18 protein-coding genes are annotated in these 19,425 nt (G+C 72.4%); 12 read left to right on the forward strand and 6 right to left on the reverse strand.

From position 1 onward, the window contains the following. The first annotated feature begins 26 nt into the window (after positions 1-26). Positions 27-2,324 (forward strand): cation-translocating P-type ATPase, encoded by a 2,298-nt coding sequence (locus EF918_RS19065; RefSeq protein ID WP_125647667.1) that lies wholly within the window; start codon positions 27-29, stop codon positions 2,322-2,324. Continuing rightward, a complete protein-coding gene (locus tag EF918_RS19070) occupies positions 2,321-2,830 on the forward strand; it encodes a copper chaperone PCu(A)C (protein ID WP_125647670.1) in 510 nt (169 codons plus the stop codon). Before EF918_RS19065 ends, EF918_RS19070 begins: the two co-directional genes overlap by 4 nt. Before the next feature lie 28 nt (positions 2,831-2,858). Here EF918_RS19070 and EF918_RS19075 read toward each other — a convergent pair whose 3' ends face one another. Further along, positions 2,859-3,074, reverse strand: coding sequence for a hypothetical protein (locus tag EF918_RS19075; RefSeq protein WP_125647673.1), 216 nt, complete (start codon positions 3,072-3,074; stop codon positions 2,859-2,861). A gap of 256 nt (positions 3,075-3,330) precedes the next feature. On the opposite strand from EF918_RS19075, the gene EF918_RS19080 reads away from it, so the two are divergent. The 6 genes from EF918_RS19080 (at position 3,331) to EF918_RS19105 (ending at position 8,450) form a co-directional block, all read left to right on the forward strand. Then, a complete protein-coding gene (locus EF918_RS19080) occupies positions 3,331-3,540 on the forward strand; it encodes a heavy-metal-associated domain-containing protein (RefSeq protein ID WP_125647676.1) in 210 nt (69 codons plus the stop codon). Positions 3,541-3,679: 139 nt separating this feature from the next. Further along, positions 3,680-4,315 (forward strand): ATP-binding cassette domain-containing protein, encoded by a 636-nt coding sequence (locus EF918_RS19085; protein WP_125647679.1) that lies wholly within the window; start codon positions 3,680-3,682, stop codon positions 4,313-4,315. Further along, entirely contained in the window at positions 4,312-5,178 is an 867-nt protein-coding gene (locus EF918_RS19090; protein ID WP_125647683.1) for a metal ABC transporter permease, read from the forward strand. Before EF918_RS19085 ends, EF918_RS19090 begins: the two co-directional genes overlap by 4 nt. Beyond that, the gene (locus EF918_RS19095) at positions 5,136-5,957 is read left to right on the forward strand and encodes a metal ABC transporter solute-binding protein, Zn/Mn family (protein WP_125647686.1); all 822 of its coding nucleotides are present in this window, start codon (positions 5,136-5,138) and stop codon (positions 5,955-5,957) included. Before EF918_RS19090 ends, EF918_RS19095 begins: the two co-directional genes overlap by 43 nt. A 413-nt stretch (positions 5,958-6,370) precedes the next feature. Further along, positions 6,371-6,892: a hypothetical protein gene (locus EF918_RS19100; RefSeq protein WP_260610357.1), complete on the forward strand. Its 522-nt coding sequence runs from the start codon at positions 6,371-6,373 to the stop codon at positions 6,890-6,892. Positions 6,893-7,004: 112 nt separating this feature from the next. Beyond that, a complete protein-coding gene (locus EF918_RS19105; RefSeq protein WP_125647692.1) occupies positions 7,005-8,450 on the forward strand; it encodes a PepSY domain-containing protein in 1,446 nt (481 codons plus the stop codon). Positions 8,451-8,535: 85 nt separating this feature from the next. On the opposite strand, the gene EF918_RS19110 is transcribed toward EF918_RS19105, so the two are convergent. Continuing rightward, positions 8,536-10,215: a class I adenylate-forming enzyme family protein gene (locus EF918_RS19110; protein WP_125647695.1), complete on the reverse strand. Its 1,680-nt coding sequence runs from the start codon at positions 10,213-10,215 to the stop codon at positions 8,536-8,538. Further along, the gene (locus tag EF918_RS19115) at positions 10,212-11,987 is read right to left on the reverse strand and encodes a CoA transferase (RefSeq protein ID WP_125647698.1); all 1,776 of its coding nucleotides are present in this window, start codon (positions 11,985-11,987) and stop codon (positions 10,212-10,214) included. Before EF918_RS19115 ends, EF918_RS19110 begins: the two co-directional genes overlap by 4 nt. Positions 11,988-12,191: 204 nt before the next feature. Between EF918_RS19115 and EF918_RS19120 the strand changes: the two genes are divergently transcribed. Beyond that, a complete protein-coding gene (locus EF918_RS19120; RefSeq protein ID WP_312847839.1) occupies positions 12,192-13,340 on the forward strand; it encodes an acyl-CoA dehydrogenase family protein in 1,149 nt (382 codons plus the stop codon). Here the strand turns inward: EF918_RS19120 and EF918_RS19125 are convergent. Both EF918_RS19125 and EF918_RS19130 read right to left on the reverse strand, forming a co-directional pair. After that, positions 13,327-14,424, reverse strand: coding sequence for a sugar ABC transporter permease (locus EF918_RS19125; protein ID WP_125647704.1), 1,098 nt, complete (start codon positions 14,422-14,424; stop codon positions 13,327-13,329). The two genes, EF918_RS19120 and EF918_RS19125, sit on opposite strands and share 14 nt — an antisense overlap. Further along, positions 14,421-15,548 (reverse strand): MFS transporter, encoded by a 1,128-nt coding sequence (locus EF918_RS19130; protein ID WP_125647721.1) that lies wholly within the window; start codon positions 15,546-15,548, stop codon positions 14,421-14,423. The genes EF918_RS19125 and EF918_RS19130 overlap by 4 nt, the downstream gene beginning before the upstream one ends. A gap of 279 nt (positions 15,549-15,827) precedes the next feature. On the opposite strand from EF918_RS19130, the gene EF918_RS19135 reads away from it, so the two are divergent. Both EF918_RS19135 and EF918_RS19140 read left to right on the forward strand, forming a co-directional pair. Beyond that, positions 15,828-16,613: a hypothetical protein gene (locus tag EF918_RS19135; protein WP_185921816.1), complete on the forward strand. Its 786-nt coding sequence runs from the start codon at positions 15,828-15,830 to the stop codon at positions 16,611-16,613. A gap of 137 nt (positions 16,614-16,750) precedes the next feature. Beyond that, entirely contained in the window at positions 16,751-17,449 is a 699-nt protein-coding gene (locus EF918_RS19140; protein WP_125647710.1) for a sigma-70 family RNA polymerase sigma factor, read from the forward strand. Between the two features lie 534 nt (positions 17,450-17,983). Here the strand turns inward: EF918_RS19140 and EF918_RS19145 are convergent. Then, on the reverse strand, positions 17,984-18,949 hold the full coding sequence (locus EF918_RS19145; RefSeq protein ID WP_125647713.1) for a pirin family protein: 966 nt from the start codon (positions 18,947-18,949) through the stop codon (positions 17,984-17,986). Between the two features lie 73 nt (positions 18,950-19,022). Here EF918_RS19145 and EF918_RS19150 point away from each other — a divergent pair, with 73 nt between their 5' ends. Continuing rightward, a complete protein-coding gene (locus EF918_RS19150) occupies positions 19,023-19,376 on the forward strand; it encodes a tetratricopeptide repeat protein (RefSeq protein ID WP_125647718.1) in 354 nt (117 codons plus the stop codon). The last annotated feature ends 49 nt before the right edge of the window (positions 19,377-19,425 follow it).

The following is a 19,425-nucleotide window of genomic DNA, read 5'->3' on the forward strand; positions in this document are numbered from 1 at the left end:
CCCGGTTCACGCACGCTGCGCACGTCATGCCGCCGACGATCAGGTCGGTCGTCGTCGCCGGGGCGACGACGACCGACCTGATCGTCGGCGGCATGACGTGCGCAGCGTGCGTGAACCGGGTGGAGAAGCGGTTGTCCCGGCTCGACGGGGTGAGCGCGACCGTCAACCTCGCCACCGGGAAGGCGCGGATCAGCCACCCGCCGGCCGTGACCACCCAGGACCTGGTCGCGGCCGTGGAACGGGCCGGATACACCGCCGAGCTGCCGCCCCCACCGGCCGCCGTGCCCGTGAAGTCCCCGACGGCCGAGTCACCCGCAGACGGTGCCCGCCAGGAGCGCGAACGGCTCGTGATCACTGCGCTGCTGTGTGCCCCGGTCCTGGTGCTGTCGATGGTGCCCGCCCTGCAGTTCCGCAACTGGCAGTGGCTGTGCCTCGTGCTCGCCGCGCCGGTCGTCGTATGGAGCGCCTGGCCGTTCCACCTGCGGGCGGCCCGCGGGCTGCGGCACTCGACGGCCACCATGGACACACTGGTCTCCCTCGGCGTCCTCGCCTCCTTCGCGTGGTCGCTGTACGCCCTGTTCCTCGGCGGCGCCGGTGACCCGGACATGCGGATGCCGTTCACGCTCCTGCCGTCAGCGGGCGAGGGGGTGGCGCACGTCTACCTCGAAGCCGCCGTCGGAGTGCCGCTGTTCGTGCTGGCCGGCCGCCATCTGGAGGCTCGCGCCCGGCGAGGCACCGGTACCGCGCTGCGGTCGTTGGCCGGCCTCGCCGTCAAGGAAGTCACCGTGCGGGAGGACGGGAGAGAGCGCCTGGTTCCCGTGGAAGACCTCCGGCCGGGAACGGAGTTCCTCGTGCGGCCCGGTGAGCGCGTCGCCACCGACGGCGTGGTGGCCTCCGGAAACTCCGCCCTCGACCTGTCCCTGGTGACCGGGGAGAGCGATCCCGTGGAGGTAGGTCCCGGCCAGGAGGTGGTAGGCGGCGCGGTCAATGCCGGCGGACTGCTCCTCGTACGGGCCACGGCGGTCGGTGCGGACACCCGGCTCTCGCGGATCACCCGCATGGTCACCGACGCCCAGACGGGCAAGGCCCGGGCCCAGCGCCTCGCCGACCGGGTCGCGGGAGTCTTCGTCCCCGTGGTCCTGGCCCTGGCTGTCACGGTGCTCGGCTTCTGGCTCGGCGCGGGTGTCGATCCCCAGGCCGCCGTCACCGCCTCGGTCGCGATCCTCGTCGTCGCCTGCCCGTGCGCCCTGGGCCTGGCGACCCCCACCGCGCTGCTGGCTGCGACCGGGCGGGGCGCGCAGCTCGGGGTGCTGGTCAGCGGGCCTCAGGCGCTGGAGGCCCTGCGCCACGTCGACACGATCCTCCTCGACAAGACCGGCACGCTGACCACCGGGCACATGAGCGTCGTCCAGGTCACAAACGTCACCGGCGGGATGGGCCGCGAGGCGGTGCTGCGGCTGGCCGGAGCCGTGGAGACCGGATCGGAGCATCCCCTGGGCCGCGCCGTCGCCTCGTACGCCCAGCGGGCCCTCCCCGAGCGACCGCTGCCCGAGGTCACCGGATTCCTGGCCACGCCCGGATCAGGCGTCGAGGGCGTCGTGGAGGGACGGAGGGTCGAGGTGCTCACCCCCGGCGAGGGCCTGCCCCCGTCCCTGGCACGAGCACTTGCCGAGGCGGAGGCATCGGCGCACACGCCCGTACTGGTCCGGGTGGACGGGCGCGCCGAGGAGCTGATCGCCCTCGGGGACGTCCTGCGGCCGGGAAGCTACCGGGCCGTGGACCGGCTGCGACGGCTGGGCGTGACGCCGGTGCTCGCGACCGGTGACCGTGACTCCACGGCCCGGGTGGTCGCGGCGGAACTCGGCATCACCGAGGTACACGCCCGCTGCACTCCGGAAGACAAGGCGGCCCTGGTGACGCGGTTGAAGGAGGAGGGGCACCGGGTGGCAGTCATCGGTGACGGGGTGAACGACGCCGCCGCGCTGGCCCGGGCCGACCTCGGGATCGCGATGGGGAGCGGCACCGACGTGGCGATCGGCGCCGCCGACGTGACGCTCGTACGGGGTGACATCGAGGCGGTCGCCGACGCCGTCCGCCTCGCCCGGCGCACGCTGGCGACGATCCGCCTCAACCTGGTCTGGGCTTTCGGCTACAACGTGGTGACCGTGCCACTGGCGGCCGTGGGGTGGCTCAACCCGATGGTGGCCGCGGCCGCGATGTCCGCCAGCTCACTCCTCGTCGTGGCCAACAGCCTGCGCCTGCGCACCTGGCAGCCCACGCCCACGCGCCCCGTGACTTCCGCCGGAAAGGCCTCCCGGCGATGACCGGCTCCCTCCGGTCCACGGCTGCGGACCGGCGCGTGCGTGACGGGCTGCTCGCCGCACTCGTTCCCGTGGTGGCCTGTCTGACGGCCCTGGTCGGTCTCACGGCATGGACCCGGGTGGGTGCGGCCGGCACTCCGGCCCGCGTCGAAGTCGGCGTCGGGCGGGTGTTCCTGCCCTACGCCGGCAAGGAGCGGACCGCCGCCTTCTTCGCGATCACCAACACCGGCGGCGCGGACGACCAACTGGTGTCCGTGACCTCTCCGGCGCTCCAGGACGTGATGCTCAGCCGACACGAGCCGGGCGGTGACGGCGCCGACACCATGGGCATGGCACCGACCGTGAACATCCCGGCGGGCAGCCGCCTGACCATGACGCCGGGCACGGTGGATGTGATGGCGACGGTGAAGGGCCGGTGGAAGGAGGGGGACGCCGTCCCCTTCGTCCTGCACTTCCGGCACAGCGGTGCGGTGGACGCGGTGGCGTTCGTGGTGCGGCCCGGCAGCTGAACTGGGCTGCCCGGCCTGCACCCGAGGTTCACGCCACGGCGACGGAGTCCAGCTTGCCCGCCTTGGCGTCCTCGATGAGGGAGCCGAACTGATCGGCGCTCATCTGCACCCGCTGGCCGAAGTCGTCGGTGATCACGACCCTGCGGTCGGCCGGGGCTGTCTCGTCGATGAACAGCTGCGGGCATCCGCAGTCGCAGTTGCCGCAGAACGTCGCCACGGGCTGCAGAGAACTGATGTCGGTCATTGCGTGCGCCTCTCTCCCTACGCGTCCGCCCGCAGAACGGCTTCCGCGACCCCGGACATCAGGGGAATGCCCGTTCGGTATCGGCCGCAAGCCCCAGGCCGAGGCGGTTCGGGAGCACGGATCGAGTCGCGTGTGCTTCCTCTGCTTCCGCTGGGCGGGAAGTGACGGAAACCAGAACGGGTCTCGGTACGACTACGTGAGAGAGCCCACCGGACCACGGCGTCCGGCCATCGCCACCGCACCAGGAAGTGACGCAATGACGGAGCAGAAGTACCAGGTGACCGGCATGACCTGCGGCCACTGTGCCGACCACATCACGAAGGAGGTGTCCGCGGTGCCCGGAGTGAGTCGCGTCGTCGTGGACTTGGGCGCGAACGCCGTCACGGTGGGAGGCGCGCCCCTCGATGACGGTCTGATCCGTGAGGCGATCGCCGAGGCGGGATACGGCGTCTCCGACGCTCCCTGACCCCGGTGGAGAAGAATCGCCGACCGATTGCCGGCCTGCGGGAACTCGGAGACTCCGCTGTCCGACTACTGCGGCGTGGGCGACGGTCGTCGGGCACCCTCCCGAGCCCCGTCATTACGCAAGGATTGAGGTAGGTGGGATGGGCGGGCTGGACGTACGCATGCGCCAAGTGGCCTGCCGGCACGGTCGGGTCGCGGCGGTCGCCGATGTCGATCTGGAGATCGCGGCCGGCGAGCGCGTGGCGCTGACCGGGACCAACGGCTCGGGCAAGACCACGCTCCTGCGCGCCGTGCTCGGTCTCCACCGGCAGGTGACGGGCTCGATCACGGTCGGCGGACGGGGCACCGGCTCTCCGGCGGAGTGGGCCTGGCGGCGCAGGGCCTGCGCCTGGATCCCGCAGAAGCCGGCAGCGGGCCGGTTCCCGCTGCTCGGATCCGAGCTGCTGGCCAGCAGCACCGCTCCCGAGGACGCCGCCGAGGCGGCGGACCGACTCGGAGTCGCACGGCTGACCGAGCGGCCCCTGCACACCCTTTCGGGCGGCCAGTTGCAACGCATGTACCTGGCCCGGGCGATCGGTTGCGTCGCCGCCGGGGCCCAGGTGCTGCTGGCGGACGAGCCGACCGCGGCCCTCGACTTCGACGGGCAGGAGGAAGCTGCGGACGTCCTCACCTCTCTTCCGGTGACGCTGGTCGTGGTGACCCACGACCGGACCCTGGCGGAGCGCTGCGACCGCGTACTGGAGATGGCGGCGGGCCGGCTGCGGGAGGTCCGGTGAACCTCGCCACCGCCGACCTCGGCGCCCTCCTGCAGCTCGTACCCGTCCAGCGGGCCGGAATCGCCCTGCTGCTCGCGGCGGTCGGGCTGCCCGTGATCGGCGTGGTCATCGTCGGGCTGGACATCATGCCGGTGCGGTTCGCGATGATGCACGTCGCCCTGCTCGGCATCGCGGTCGGCCTGCTGACCGGACTCGACCCCATGCTGTGCGCGCTCGTCGCGTGCGCCCTCGCCGGTGCGGGCGTGGCCCCGCTCGCCCGCACTCCGGACGGGCTGTCCGGTGCGATGGGCCTGCTGATGAGCCTGGCGATCGCCGCCGCGCTGCTCCTCATGGCGGTCTCGGGGGTCAACGCCTCCGGTGCGTTCGCGCTGCTCTGGGGATCGATCCTGTCCGTGGGCACGCCGGACCTGATCGTCCTCGGCGTGCTCGCCGCCGCCGTACCGGGCCTGTTCTGGTGGCGGCGCCGCGAGATCGGCCTCCTGCTCTACGACCGCGAGCTCGCACAGTGCTCGGGCGTACCCGTACGGGCGCTGACCGCGGCCCTCCTCATCCTGGTCGCGATCGCGGTCGCCGGGGCGATCAAGCTCACCGGCGCGCTGCTCGTCGACGCACTGACCCTGCTGCCCGCGCTCGCGGCCCGCCGCCTGGGCAGCTCACTGAAGTCGATCACCCTCTGGGCCATCGGCATCGGAGTCGTCGTCAACCTGACGGGGTTCCTTCTGGCCCTGTGGCTGGACTGGCCACCGGGCCCGGTCCTCGTCCTGACGGCGGGGGCCCTCGTCCTCGCCGTGCATTTCATACCCGAACGGAGAATCAGCTCATGGCGCGCACCCGCGTCCGTATCCCTGCCCTCGTCGCACTGAGCGCGGCACTCCTCCTGACCGCGGCGTGCGGCAGCGACAAGGCGTCCGAGGGCGCTTCCGACGCCGCGCCGGCCAAGAGCGGCAGCGAGGCGAAGAAGGACAAGCCCGTGGTGGTCGTGACCACCACCTGGGAAGGCGCCTTCGCCAAGGCCGCCGGTGCCGAGGACGTCAAGGTCATCGTCCCGCAGTCCGTGCACCACGCCCCCGACTACGACCCGAAGCCCTCCGACCTCGCCGCCGTGGCCAAGGCCGACTTCGTGCTGTACGCGCCGTTCGAGCCGTACGCGGCGAAGATCAAGGAGGCCGCGGGGTCGAAGGCGAAACTGGTCGAGGTGAACCTCGACAACGACCCCGACAAGGTCAAGGCCGAAGTCGACAAGCTGGGCGCCCTCTTCGGCACGGCGGACGCCGCGACGAAGTGGAAGTCCGGCTTCGACACCGAGTACGCGAAGCTGAACAAGGACGTCCAGGCAGCCTGGCCCGGCGGCAAGAGCCCCTCCGTCGTCACCCAGGTCTTCACCGCCTGGGCCGCGAAGCTCGCCGGCGCCACCCCCGTCGGCACCTACGGGCCCGAGGCCGTGACCCCGGCGCAGCTCGCCGAGCTCTCCGCGAAGAAGCCCGCGCTCGTCCTGGACAACGCCCACATGTCCACCGGAACCGTGCTCCCCGACTCCGGTGCCAAGCAGGTCAAGATCGTCAACTACCCCGGCGAGGACCTCGACCTGCTGCCGGTCTACCGCAACGCGGCGGCCGAGCTGAAGAAGGCCATGGCCTCCTGAGGCCGACGACGCCGGCCGCCGTGCGGCTCCTTTCCCGGGGCAGTGTGCACACACTGCCCCGGGATGCCCCTTGTGCCGGTTTGATTCGTCCTGTGATTCCGCCCACGGTGGCGTGGCGCGCTCTCCCGCCAGAGTCGCGCGGCAGGCACACCCTTCGACACAACCTCCTTCTTCCGCTGGTGCACTGACTGCTCAACAGGGACGCGTCGTTCCGCCGAGCCCGCCGACGGCCCCGCGCGCTGGACACCGACAGCCCGGTAAGCGCTGGATAAGTTGTGCCGGTGCACGGACCGGACAGCTGGCTGAGGCGGACTTCGAAGGGTCTGCTCTGCGCTTCCGGGTGCCTGTCTCTGGGCGCGTTCAGCCACGTGGCGGCCGGTGGGCAGCTGCCCGGACCGGGTGCGCTCGGCCTGGTGTTCGCTGGTCTGGCAGTCCTGGGAACGGTCCTTTTCGGCGGCCGCCGCCGGCACTTCGACGTGACCACCCTCGTGCTGGGCGCGACCCAGTTCGCCCTGCACCTGGCCTTCCACCATCTGTCGATGCCGGACGGCAGCCCCTCGCCCGCCGTGGCCGCGATGCACGCCAGAATGACCGACCACCACTCGATGGCCGGTCATGCATCGGGCGCACATGCGGGCATGAACATGGCAGTGATGGCCGACGCGGGCTCAGGGCATGCGATGACCGCCGGGATGACGCTGGCGCACGCTCTGGCCACGGTCGGGACCGCCCTGTGCCTGGTCTACGGGGAGCGGATCCTGCGGCGCCTGGCTGCCCTGGTCCTGCCTCGTTTCCGTTTTGCCGCCCCCTCCTCCGTCCCCGTACCGACCGAGCGCCGGCTGCCGCCGCCACCCTCGCCCGGCCATGTCCGCCTCGGCGTCCTGCTCGCCCGTTCCCGCCCCCGCCGAGGCCCTCCCCTGGTGATTCCCGCCTGATCGCTCGTACGCGATCACGACACCCGCCGCTCTCACGGCGGCTCCCATCACCTATCGGCTTCGCCGTACGCGCCGCCCGAACGGCCGCGCGTACCCATCTTGGGGAACACGCATGTCTTCAACCACCGATCAAGAGCAGCAGAGACCTTCCTCGCCGGCGGAGGTAGCGCCCGCCGGGCGCTCCTGGCAGGGCGTACGAGCGCTCCTGGTCCGCCTGCACTTCTACGCCGGGGTCTTCGTCGCCCCGTTCCTGCTCGTCGCCGCGCTCACCGGCCTGATCTACACCTTCTGCCCGCAGCTCGACCAGCTCGTCTACGGCGACCAGCTGCGCGTCACGCAGGTCGGCGACCAGGTACGTCCGCTGGCAGAGCAGATCGCCGCCGCACGGACCGCGCACCCGGAGGGCAGCCTCGCCTCCGTCATCACCCCGGCCGGGCCCGAGGACACCACCCGCGTGGTGCTGTCCGTACCCGAGCTGGGCGAGAACCAGCGCACGGTCTTCGTCGACCCGTACACCGCGAAGGTGCAGGGCGACCTCACCACCTCGTGGGGATCGACGCCGCTGACGACCTGGCTCGGCGACCTCCACAAGAACCTGCAGCTGGGTGAGACCGGCCGCCTCTACTCCGAGGTCGCCGCGAGCTGGCTGTGGGTGATCGTCGCGGGCGGGCTCGTGCTGTGGATCGGCCGTGCCCGGGGCCAGCGCGCGAAGTCCGCGCGGGGCGTTCTGCTGCCCGACCGCGGGGCCCGGGGTGTGCGGCGGACCCGCAGCTTCCACGCTGCGACCGGCGTCTGGCTCGCGCTCGGGCTGTTCTTCCTGAGCGCCACCGGTCTGACCTGGTCCCACTACGCCGGCGACCGCTTCGGCCAGCTGCTTGACGCGGCCAAGGGGCACGGCCCGGAGCTCGACACCCTGCTGCCCGGCGCCCAGCCGCCGGCCGAGGAAGAGGGCGGGGAGCACGCCGGCCACGAGGGTCACGGCGATGCCGAGACGCCCGCAGACCCTGACCCGGCCGCTTTCGACGCCGCGCTCGCTACCGCCCGCAAGGCCGGGCTGGGCGGCACGGTCCAGGTGGCGCCTCCTGCCAACGCCTCCAGCGCCTGGGTCGTGGCACAGAAGGACAACGTCTGGCCGGTCCACTACGACCAGGTCGCCGTGGACAACAGCAAGGGTGAGATCACCTCCCACACCCGGTGGGCGGACTACCCGCTGCTGGCCAAGCTCAGCAAGCTCGGCGTACAGGGCCACATGGGTGTGCTCTTCGGCATCGTCAACCAGATCGTCCTGGCCGTCATCGCCCTTGGCCTGATCCTGGTGACGCTGTGGGGTTACCGCATGTGGTGGCAGCGCCGGCCCACCCGGGAGGACCGCAAGGCCACGATGGGCAAGGCTCCCTCCCGTGGCACGTGGCGCAGCCTGCCGCTGCCCGTCCTCGTGGTGGGCGTGCCGCTGGTGGCCGCGCTGGGCTGGGCCCTGCCGGTACTGGGCGTGACGCTGCTCGCGTTCCTCGTGGTGGACATCGTCGTCGGCCTCGTACGCCGGGGCCAGGCGGCGTAGCAGGCCGGGGAGGGCACGCTCCCGTGCTCTCCCCGTCCTCCGTGTTCATGGGCCCGGGCAGCAGCACGCTGCCCGGGCCCACGTGTCATCCCGCCTGCGCGAGCGGAGCCGGGCGTACGGGGTCGAGCGCGCCCGCTTCGGACAGGCGCTCCCGCAGGGCGGCCCGGTCGGGCTTGCCCGCCGGAGTCAGCGGCAGTTCGGCCACCACCAGCAGTCGTTCGGGGTGCTTGCGCTGCTCCAGGCCTCGTGCGGTCAGGTACGCACCGAGTTCCTCCAGTACGGGCACCTGGGCCGTGCGCGCCACGATGCAGGCGGCGAGGCGTTCGCCCATCAGCGCGTCCGGGACTCCCACGCACACCACGTCGCGGACCAAGGGGTGGGCGGCCAGCTGCCGTTCGACCTCGGCGGGGCTGATGTTGGCGCCGCCCCGGATCACGATGTCCTTGAGGCGGCCGACCACGTGCAGGGTGCCCTCCTCGTCGAGGAAGCCGAGGTCTCCGGTGCGGACCCAGCCGTCGGGGGTGCGGTAGCGGGCGTCGAGCTGCGGGGAGGCGACGTAGCACAGCGGGGTCATCGGCCCGCGCGAGATGATCTCTCCGATGGCGCCGTCGGGCAGCGGTGTGTGCGTGTCGGGGTCGGCGATGCGGATCTCGGCGACGCGCGGGTCGGGGTGGCCGGCGACCACGCCCGTGCTGTCGGTGGGCGGGACCTGGTGGGCGAGGCCGGTGTGGCAGTTGACGCCGTCGGCGGAGCCGTAGAGGTTGACGACGGGGCAGCCGAAGGCGCGGGCCGCGTCCTTGGCGGTCGTCTCGTCGAGCGGTGCACCGCCCAGTACGAGGGCGGTGGGCGTGGGCAGGACCCCGGCGTCGGTGTCGAGTCGGTCGAGCATCATGCGGATCATGGTCGGCACGCCGAGGATGTGGGTGGGCTCGTGCTCCCGTACGGCCGCCAGGGCGGCTTCGGGGGTGAAGTGGTCGAGCAGGACGAGCGTGCCGCCGTGCCGGGCCAGGGTGACCGCGGTGCCGTTGGAGCCGAAGGCGGAGCCCAGGGGGACGAGGAAGAGGCAGCGCGGGGGCGTTCCGTCCGGCATGAGGGAGGCGAGGAAGTTGCCGCGCCCGCCGGCGAGGGCGTTGTGGGAGTAGGCGATCATCTTCGGCTCGGCCTCGGAGCCGGAGGAGACGAGGATGCGGGCCGCGCTGTCGGGATCCGGCCGGGCGGGGGTGAAGGCAGTCGCGTCCGAGCGCAGCAGCTGCGAGAAGGAGACCGTCCCTTCGGGTGCCGTTCCTGGGCCGGCGGCGATCACGTGCCGGAGCGCCGGCTGCGAAGGGGCCAGGGTGAGCAGGTCGGCGGCGTGCTGGGAGCCGCGGTGTTCGGTCGCGGCGATGACGGCGACTGCCTCGGCCCGCCGCAGCAGGCATTCGGCCTCCAGGACGCCCCGGCCGACGGGGAAGGGCAGGGCCACCGCCCCGATGGCGGCGATGGCGAGGTCGGCGATGACCGCGTTGCGGTTGTTGGGGAGCTGTACGCCGACCACGTCGCCCGGGCCTATGCCCAGGTTGCGCAGGCCGACGGCCAGACATCGCACCTTGCGGTCCAGGGCGGTGTAACAGAGTGTGCCCTTGGCGTCGATGACGGCGGTGGCGTGCAGGTTCGCGATCTGGCGTGCCCGGAACAGGCTGTAGAGGTCGAGGTCCGGGCAGGTGCCGTCGACCACCCAGGAGCGGCGGAGCTCGACGGGCAGCAGGTCGTGCAGGGCGACGGTCATCTGAAGCTCCAGGGGTCGGGAACGGCAGGGGCGCCGTGCGCGTCGCGGGTGATCGCGCCGGCGAAGCGCGCATCGTGGTGGAGATCGGCCAGGTCCGTGGTGACGGCGCTGGCGTGCAGGCCGTGGTCGCGCAGCAGGTTCAGCGCGTCCGGGGTGGCGAGTTCGCGCAGGTCGTAGCTGGCGGCTGCCATCGCGCACGCGTCGGCGGGTGCGACCCAGCCGTCGGCCGTGGGCAGCGGGTGGCGGAAGCCCGCCGGCTGCCTCGGGTTCTCGCCGCGGGCGGCGCGGCGCAGGGCGGGTGCGGTCAGGGTGTCGGCCGCTCCGAGCAGGGAGGAGTCGACGCGTACGCCGTGTCCGGTGCGCTCCCGCAGCAGGAGCCCCGCGAGCACGGCTTCGGCGCCGGTCAGTCCGCCCAGGACGTCGAGCAGGGTCAGCAGGGAGGGGGCGGCCGGTTCGCCTTCGGGGCGTACGGCTTCACCGACGCCGGTGCGGGCCTGGACCATGAAGTCGGTGCCCATGGGCGCGTCGGGCAGACGGTCGGCCCAGCCGCTGGTGTACGCGTACACCAGGCCCGGGTTGACGGCGGCGAGGTCCTCGGCGTCGAGGCCGAGTTCGGCCGCCTTGCCCGGGGCCCAGTTGTGCAGGAAGACGTCGGCTCCGGCGGCCATGTCCCGCAGGCGGCGCCGGTCGGCCTCGGCCTTGATGTCGATCTCCACCGCCTTTTTGCCCCGGTTGAGGGCGAGCCAGCGGGCCGAGATGCCGGAGCAGGCCGGGGGCATGCCGCGCAAGGGGTCCCCGCCCGGCGGCTCGATCCGTATCACCTCGGCTCCGAGCAGCCCCAGCAGGTGGGCTGCGAGCGGGGCCTGGATGCGGCGACCCGCCTCCAGCACCGTGAGCCCGGCCAGCGGACGCTCGGAGGACGGAGCCGCTTCGCCGGTCTTGGCACCGGGCTCCATCAGACGCAGGGCCCAAGGTGCGGCACCGTCGTGTTCAGCGGCCCGCTCGGCCAGGGTGCGCAGGACGCACACCTCGGCGCCGGAGAGCGCGGCGGCCTGCCGGATCCGGGTCATGGAGTGGGCACGTGTCACCGTGTGCAGGGCGACCGGAAAGGGAGCGCACGCGGTGGCGTACCGGAACTGGAACGGCCGCCAGCCGGCCCGCATCGCGTCGGCGGGTGCTTCGAGTGCCTTCCAGAACGCGGCCCAGGCTCCGGGATCGAGGGTCTCCAATTCGAAGAGGGTGCCCTCGGCCGAGGTGAAGGGCGGCCCGCCGGGCGCGAGGTCGGCCGCCTCCCCCTCGTCGGCTCCGGCAGCGGCGAGGTACTGGGAGACTGCGAGAAGCCCGGCGCGGTCCGCTCCCGTGGTGACGTGCCGCGGCTGGATGCCGCGTGCCGAGCCGATCAGGGCGGCGAGCAGTCCGTGGACGGTGAGGACGGCGGTGGCGGTGGCCGCGTAGTCGACGGCCAGGCCGCGCGGGCCCCCGTCCCGTCGGCCGTGGACGGCCATGACGCCGGTGGCGGCCTGCACGGTGGCTTCGTCAACGAGGCCGGCCGCCGGGTGGCCCCAGCCGGTGGTCGCGTGGACCGGCTCGACTCCCGCACCGGCGATCACGATGCTTCCGGAGGCCGAGTCGTCCTGCCCGACGGGCTCGCCCTGCGCGCCGAGCAGCCGGAGGCGGTCCGCCACGATGCTCGTGATCTGCGGCGGCCCCGAGGTGTCGAAGCGCAGTGTGTCGAGCGGCCGGACCGTCTGCGTGGTTGCTGGTGACGCCATGCCTCTCCTCTCCTGGCGCGGCGGTGGCCGGGCCGGGACGTTTCTTCAAATCCGGGAACCCGGGAGCATGCGCGCCCGACCAGTTCCACGGACAGACAGTCGGACAACCGTTCCCATGAGTTCCCGGAAATCTGGAGGAAAGCAGTGACGGATCCAGGTGCAGACGCCACCGCGCCCGCCCAACCTGACGCGCAGGTGCCCCAGTTGCGTGATCGAGTCGCCCGGTTCGTCCGAGACGAGGTGATCCCGTACGAGCCGGCACTGGACGCGGGAGGGCGCCCGGCCGCGGCCGCCCAGGCCGAGCTGCGGGACCGCGCCCGCAAGGAGGGCTTGTGGGCACTGCCGCTTCCGGTGGAACTCGGGGGCGGGGGGCTTCCCTTGGGGGCGTACGCCGCACTGGCCGAGGTTGAGGGCAGCAGCGATCACGGACCCGCGGCTCTCGGCTCGGCACCGCTCCTCGACGTGACCATGCTCGCGCGCCACGGCGGGAACCGGATCCGCGAGGAGTACCTGACTCGCCTGGTCGCCGGAGAGATCCGCACCTGCTACGCGATGACCGAGCCCGATGTGCCCGGCACCGACCCGTTCCGGACCGCGACCCGGGCCGAACGCCGGGCGGACGGGAGCTGGTCGGTCAGCGGCCGCAAGTGGTTCACCTCGGGAGCCGCGACCGCCGACCTGGTCACGGTGCTCGCCCGCACGTCCGGCTCCCCCGGGGACCGCGAGGGGCTGTCGCTGCTTCTGGTACCGACGGACTCCCCCGGCTTCCGCGTCGTCCGTGAGCTCCCGGTGTTCGGCGCGGCGGGCCAGTACGAGATCGAGCTCGACCGGGTTGCGGTGTCGGCCGACCACCTGGTCGGTGAGCCGGGCCAGGCGCTCACCATCGCTGGGGAACGCCTCCAGTTGGGGCGGACGCTCCGCTGCCTGCGCTGGCTCGGCCAGGCCCAGCGCGCCTTCGACCTCATGTGCGAGCGGGCCTCCACCCGGAGCGGATCCCGAGGACGGCTCTCCGACCACCAGCTGGTCCAGCAGCACGTCTTCGACGCCCTGCTCGCCCTGCGCACCACCCGTCCCCTGGTCCACGAGGCAGTGGCCCTGATCGAGGCCGGGCAGGACGCCCACGTCGAGGTCGGGCTCGCCAAGGTCGCAGCCGCACGGATGCTCCAGCAGGTCACGGACTCCGCCATCCAGGTCCACGGCGCCGCAGGGCTCGGGCCGGACACACCGCTGCCCGCGCTGTTCCGCGGCGGCCGTGCCGCCAGGATCCTCGACGGACCCGACGAACTACACATCACCTCGGTGGCCCGCCGGGTCCTGCGCGGCTACGAAGGACCGTCCGCTACACGCGGGTGATGTCGACGTAGCCGTCCAGGGCGGCGAGCGCGAGCGTCAGGAAGAAGGTCCCCCAGATGAGTTCGTGCCGTACGGCAAGACCCTTACCCGCGTCGTAGCAGCCGTCCACGAGTCTCCCCACCGGGGCGGTCGCCCCCTCGTGGTAGAGGTGGCTCTCGCTCAACCGGATCAGTATCGCCACGGCCCGGTAGGAGCAGTGGTTCACCCACGGGCCGGGCACCCTGGCGAGTTTCATCAGGGCCACTGCGGTGATGGCGGCGGCCGAGGTGTCGAGCGGGCCGTCGGGCCGGTGCGCTTCGGCGGGCGGAACGAGCGGGCCCATGAGGAATCCCCCACGGGCCAGGAGCTGTTCGGCGGCTGCCGCGAGCCGGTCCGGCCGGTGGAGCGAGAGTTCGGGATGCAGCAGGGCTTCGGCGACCGCGAGCAGCATCCAGGCCCTGCCGCGGCTCCACCCGGCGGGCGGGTCGTCCAACGGCTGCCACTGCTCCCGTTGCTCACCCGGCGTGTACTGCCAGGCCGGTGCCGGCCACTGTCCCTCCGGAAGTCCGCCCAGGCAGAGGTCGAGGTGCCGGTGGAGGTGGGCTGCCGCAGCCGCCGCTCCGCCAGGTCCCGCCGCGGCGAGCAGCGACAGCATGCCGGGCACGGCGTCCGCCCGGGCCAGTAGGCGGGGTCCGCCGAAGGCGTCTCCCCAGGGCACGAGACCGAGCGCGGGATCGTGCGCCAGCAGGCAGGCTTCGGCGGCCGCCTTCCTGATCGCCCCGGCCTCGTCATCGCCCGTCGCCAGGGCGGTTCCGTACCAGAGGATCAGGCCGCGGGTCGCCGTGTCCGCCTCCGCCCAGTGCGCGAGGCGGCCCGTGCACTCCATCGCCGCCGCACGGTCGGCGTCGGCACCGGTGTACCGGGCCCTGAGCCACAGCAACCCGGCCCAGAACCCGCCGGCCCACGAACCGCGGCCGGTCGTCGTCCAGCGGCCGTCCTCCGGATCCGCGTAGAGCGGAAAGCGAGCCCCCACCTGCGACTCGGTCGCTTCGACGCGCTCCATCAGCGCCCCCAGGGCACGACTGGCCCAGTCCTCGACGATCATGCGGAACTCACCGCCCGGTCACGGCGGTCGCGCACGGCCCAGACGAACGCGACCGCACCCGCCACGGCGAACTCCGCCGCCACCAGCAGCCAGCCCGTCCCGTACCGGTCGTCCGAAGCCAGCAGTCCGAACAGCGGCGGGCCCACCGCGAACCCGGCGAAGAACCCGGCCGCGGTCAGCGCCGAGTCCTGACCCGCCCGCCCGGGTGCGGCCCGCTGCATCACGAGCACCATCGTGACGGCATTGCCGGAGACGGCGAACACCCCCACCGCGACGGCACCGAGCCACACCAGCGGCCCCACCGCTACCGCCGCCGCGAGGAGCACAGCGGCGCCGAGCGCCCCGCAGGCGAGCCATCCCGGAAGCCACTCGGCCAGGCCCGGACGCGCCGCCTTCGACCAGCCCACCCGGCCCGCGATACCCGTCACGCCCAGCACGGCGACCAAAGCAGCGGCCGCGGTCGGCCCCAGCCCCAATTGCCTCGCTCCGAACAGCGCGAGGTAGGTGTTCACCGAGGCTATGCCGCAGCCCAGGAACAGCGAGAACACCGCGAGCCACGCGACCGTGCCGCGCGGAACGAGGGAGGTACGCGGACCGCCCGATGAGACCGGCGGGTCGAGGGGCAGGGTTCGCCACGCCCACAGCCCGGTCAGGAAAGCCGCACCGGCGGCCACCCACACCGCGCCCCTCCATCCCAGCCCCGAGGCGAGGGCCGCCAGCGGCAGCCCCGCCGCGAAGGCGCCCAGCTGGACGCCGGACTGCTTCATGCCGGTGACCGCACCCCTGCGGGCGGGCGGCACCGCCGCGAGGATCGCCTTGTTGGTTGCCGGGTTCGCCAACGCCTGCGGCACCCCGCCCAGCGCGACCGCGCCCAGCAGCAGGCCGGCGCCAGGAGCCGCCCCGATCAGCGCGAGCGCCGCAGCGGAGACCAGGAGCAGGGCCACGAGCGAGCGCCGCGGACCCACCCGGTCCACGATCCGGCCGCCGGCCGGTGACAGCAGGGCCGCCGTGCCGAACCCGATCGTCGTCGTCAGACCCAGCACAACGGGCGATATACCCAACTCGTCCACGAGACGCGGCCCGAGCGCACCGAGCAGGAACAACTGCAGCATCGAGAAAGCCATGGCGGCCGTCAGGAGCCCGGTGAGCCGGCCGTCCGCCCGGAACTTCGTCCCTGCCGGCACGGCAGTCGCTGCTTCCTCCGCTGGCACAACCATCTCCTTCTGAGGTCCATCACGACTGCCGGATGCGAAGTCAGTCGGTCGAGCACCCCACCCGGTTCCCCCGTTTCCCAGTGGCCTGCACCACACTTCCGGCGCGGGCGCAGGATCCGGACGGGAACCACTCACATAGTGCGCACCCCCGTGCACCGCCCACGACGAGGGTGCGAGGATGAGCCCGCCATGACACCAGGCCACTGTTCCCGAGCCGTACGGGCTGCGATGTTCGCAGCCCTGTGCGTCCTGCTCGCGGCCACCGGTCACGTGCTCATGTCGGGAACGCCCGTGCCCGGGTGGGCCATGGCCAGCGCGTTCGTCGGCACGTCCGCCCTCGCCTGGTCCCTGGCCGGCACCGAGCGCGGACTCCTCGCCGTCACCACGACGGCGATCGCCGTCCAGGCCGCACTGCACGCCGGGTTCTCCCTGGTCCAATCCCTCAGCCAACCGCTCCCGTCCGGCCGGTCCTTCGCGGAGCAGTGGGCGCAGTACCTGACGTGCGGGGATACGCAGATGTCCCCGTCCGAAGCCTCACGCCTGGTCAATGACGCGGGCCTCGGCAACATGGTGCACCAACCACCGCCCGGCACAACGGCGGTCGCGGACGCGGGTACCCACGCCCACCACGCCCTGCACGGCATGTCGGACGCCATGGCAGGCACACCCATGCCGGATGCGCACGCCATGGCCGGCATGTCGATGTCACCGTCCGGCATGCTGACGGCGCATCTGCTGGCCGCCGTGATCGCCGGACTCTGGCTCGCCTACGGAGAACAGGCCGCCTTCCAGCTGCTGCGCACCTTCGCGGCATGGCTCTGGACGCCGCTGCGGCTGATCCTCGCCCCGTCCCGGGTACCGCACCAGCCGCCGCTGCGCGCTCGCCGCACGCGGGACCGCAACCCGCTGCGGCAGCTCTTCCTGATCAACGTCATCACCTCGAGGGGTCCGCCACCGGGAACCGCTGTCATCTGACAGCCGGCTCCCCGAGCACGCGCAGGTGATCCCTGGTCGCGCCTCGGGCATCGGCCATGCCCTTCGGCAGGCCGTACACCTCACCGGCCCGCGCCGACTGCGACGCCGGACACCACACGCGTAAGGACCTTGTGGCGATGACCCCTGCCCTGAGCACCCGCCAGGATCCCTCCGAGCCGAAAACGGCACGGCACACCGCCGGCAGCGACGAAGCCGTGACGCGGCTCGCGCTCGCAGCACGCGACGGAGACCCCGAGAAGACCGACCGGTTCGTGCGTGCCCTCCAGCGCGACGTCTGGAGGTACGTCGCCTTCCTCAGCGCCGACCCCCAGGCCGCCGACGACCTCACCCAGGACGTCTTCGTACGAGCCCTCCCCGCACTCCCCCGTTTCGAGGGCCGTTCCTCCGCCCGCACCTGGCTGCTGTCCATCGCCCGCCGCACGGTCGTGGACAGCATCCGCCGCTCCGCCGCCCGGCCACGCCTGTCAGACCGCCACGATTGGCAGACCGCAGCCGAACAGGCACAGCCCCAGGGACTCCCCGGATTCGAGGACGGCATCGCCCTCGCCGAACTCCTGGCGACGATCCCGGAAGACCGCCGCGAGGCATTCATCCTCACCCAGCTACTGGGCCTGCCTTACGTCGAGGCAGCCGAAGCCATCGGGTGTCCCATCGGCACGGTGCGCTCCCGCGTGGCCCGCGCCCGTTCGTCACTCATGGCACTCCTCACGGATGTCGAGGTGCCCGAAGCCGAACGGGACCGTCCTGTACCGCAGCAGCGCCGCGCCGCCACTGCGACAGAGCCCGCCCTCCGGGCCGTCGCGCTACTCGCCTGAACCACGGGGCGCCGGACGCGGGCGGGGCACAGCGTGCCCCGCCCCGTCCCGCCCGCCTGACGGGCGCTCACCTGGAACGTCCAGTTGCCCCAGAGCCGTACCCCTCCCGCGCTCGCACGGACCGCAGTAATCGCCTGACGGAGAGGACCGGACAAGCGAGGCTGTTGTCACCTGTACACAAGGGTGGCCACGCACACACGCACGCTCTTCAGTGATGGATCGCACTCCTCGGCCGGATCCACCGGCAGGACCGAAGGAGCCGGCCGCGCAACGGGGCCCGCCACCGTCCCTCGAAGGCCGGGCAGCCCGACGCAACCCGAGACGAGATCTGACTACTCGTCAGTAAAGTCAGCAAAAGGTCAGCATTCGTCCGACCAAAGTTGATTACACCCTGCAACACGTGAGACTCGACCACCAGCACCGGAGGCTGTCGGACCGTACTCGGCAGCCTCCCCTCAGAAGCCGGAACCGGAGGACCGTCTCCAAGCCCCCTCCCAGCACCGTGCCCCATCCGGATCCGAACAAAGCAGCAGGTCAGCGGACCCTTCCCCTGGGCTTCAGGTGGGTCGGCGGCAGTTCCGGGGAGGGAATCGGAGGGCCGTCGTAGCCCTTCACCTCGCCGAATCGCGTCCCGTTCATCCAGTCTTCGCGGGCCTGCGCGATATCATCGTGTGACCGTCCGATCCAGTTCCAGAACATGACGATCTCCTCCTCGAACGGCTCCCCGCCCAGCAGCATCAGCCCCGCGTCGGACGTCGCGCGCACGGGGAGGTCGGTGCGGCCGCAGCCGAGGTAGAGCATCGAGCCGGGGTGGAGGGGGACGCCGTCCACGTGGGCCTCGCCTGACATGGACAGGACCGCGTACTCGAAGTCCGGTTCCAGCGGGAGGCGGGTCTCGGTGCCGGCGGTCAGGGCCAGGTCGGCGCCGACGATCGGGGTGTAGGCCGTGCCGGGCGAGGTCGCGGTGTCCAGGGTGCCCAGGACGACCGTGGCGGTCAGGCCGGGGGCGGTCACCTGGGGGAGGTCGGCGTGGTGCTGGAAGTGGGGCTCGACGTGGCGGTGGGCGTCGGGGAGGGCGACCCAGAGCTGTGCCCCGTGCAGGAAGCGGGCGTGGTCCCGGGGGCTCTCCTCCGAGTGGCTGATGCCGCGGCCGGAGGTCATCAGGCCGAGCTCGCGCGGGCGCACGGTCTGCAGGCTGCCGACGCTGTCGCGATGGAGCACCTCGCCCTCGTGCAGCCAGCTCACGGTCTGCAGGCCCTGGTGCGGGTGGGGCGCCACCTGCATGCCGGGTTCGTCCGCGATGTCGTCCGGACCGTAGTGGTCCACGAAGCACCAGGCGCCGACCATCCGCCGGCCGAGGTTGGGCAGGAGCCGCCGGACCTCCGTGCTCTCGCCGAGCTTGACCTGCCGGGGGCTGAGGAGTTCGCGGACGGGTTCGGCCACCACGAAGCCGCGTCCACCGCACGTGGAGAGCGTGGGCCGGCGATCCAGATTGCTCATGGTTCCAACCTAGCGGGGGCGAGGGGTCCCGTTCGGTGGAATGTAGGGGGCGGTGAGGCGTGTTGCAGGGATCATGAACAACCCGAGCGCCTACTACGACCACGGAACCGCCGCCGAGCGCTGGGCGCGCGCCCAGCTCTTCTTCGAGGCCAAGGAGTACGTCCCGGCGGCCCGGATCCTCGACGCCCTGGCGGTCGAGGCGCCCGAGCAGCTCGCGCCCCGGCTGCTGCTGGCCCGCGCCTACTACCACTCGGCGCAGCTCACGCGCGCCGAGGGCGAGCTGCGCGCGATCCTGGAGCGCTGGCCCGTGGAGGACTACGCCCAGCTGCTCCTCGGTCGCACCCTGGAGCGGCAGGGCCGGGCGGCCGAGGCCGCGCCCCACCTGCGGATCGCCGCCGCGATGGCCGGCGACTTTCCTGAGGTGTGACGCTCCCCGTGCGGCTGTCCGCGTGTGAGCCCCCCGTGTGAGCCGCGCC

This window comes from Streptomyces sp. WAC06614, assembly GCF_003949795.1.
GTDB lineage: Bacteria > Actinomycetota > Actinomycetes > Streptomycetales > Streptomycetaceae > Streptomyces.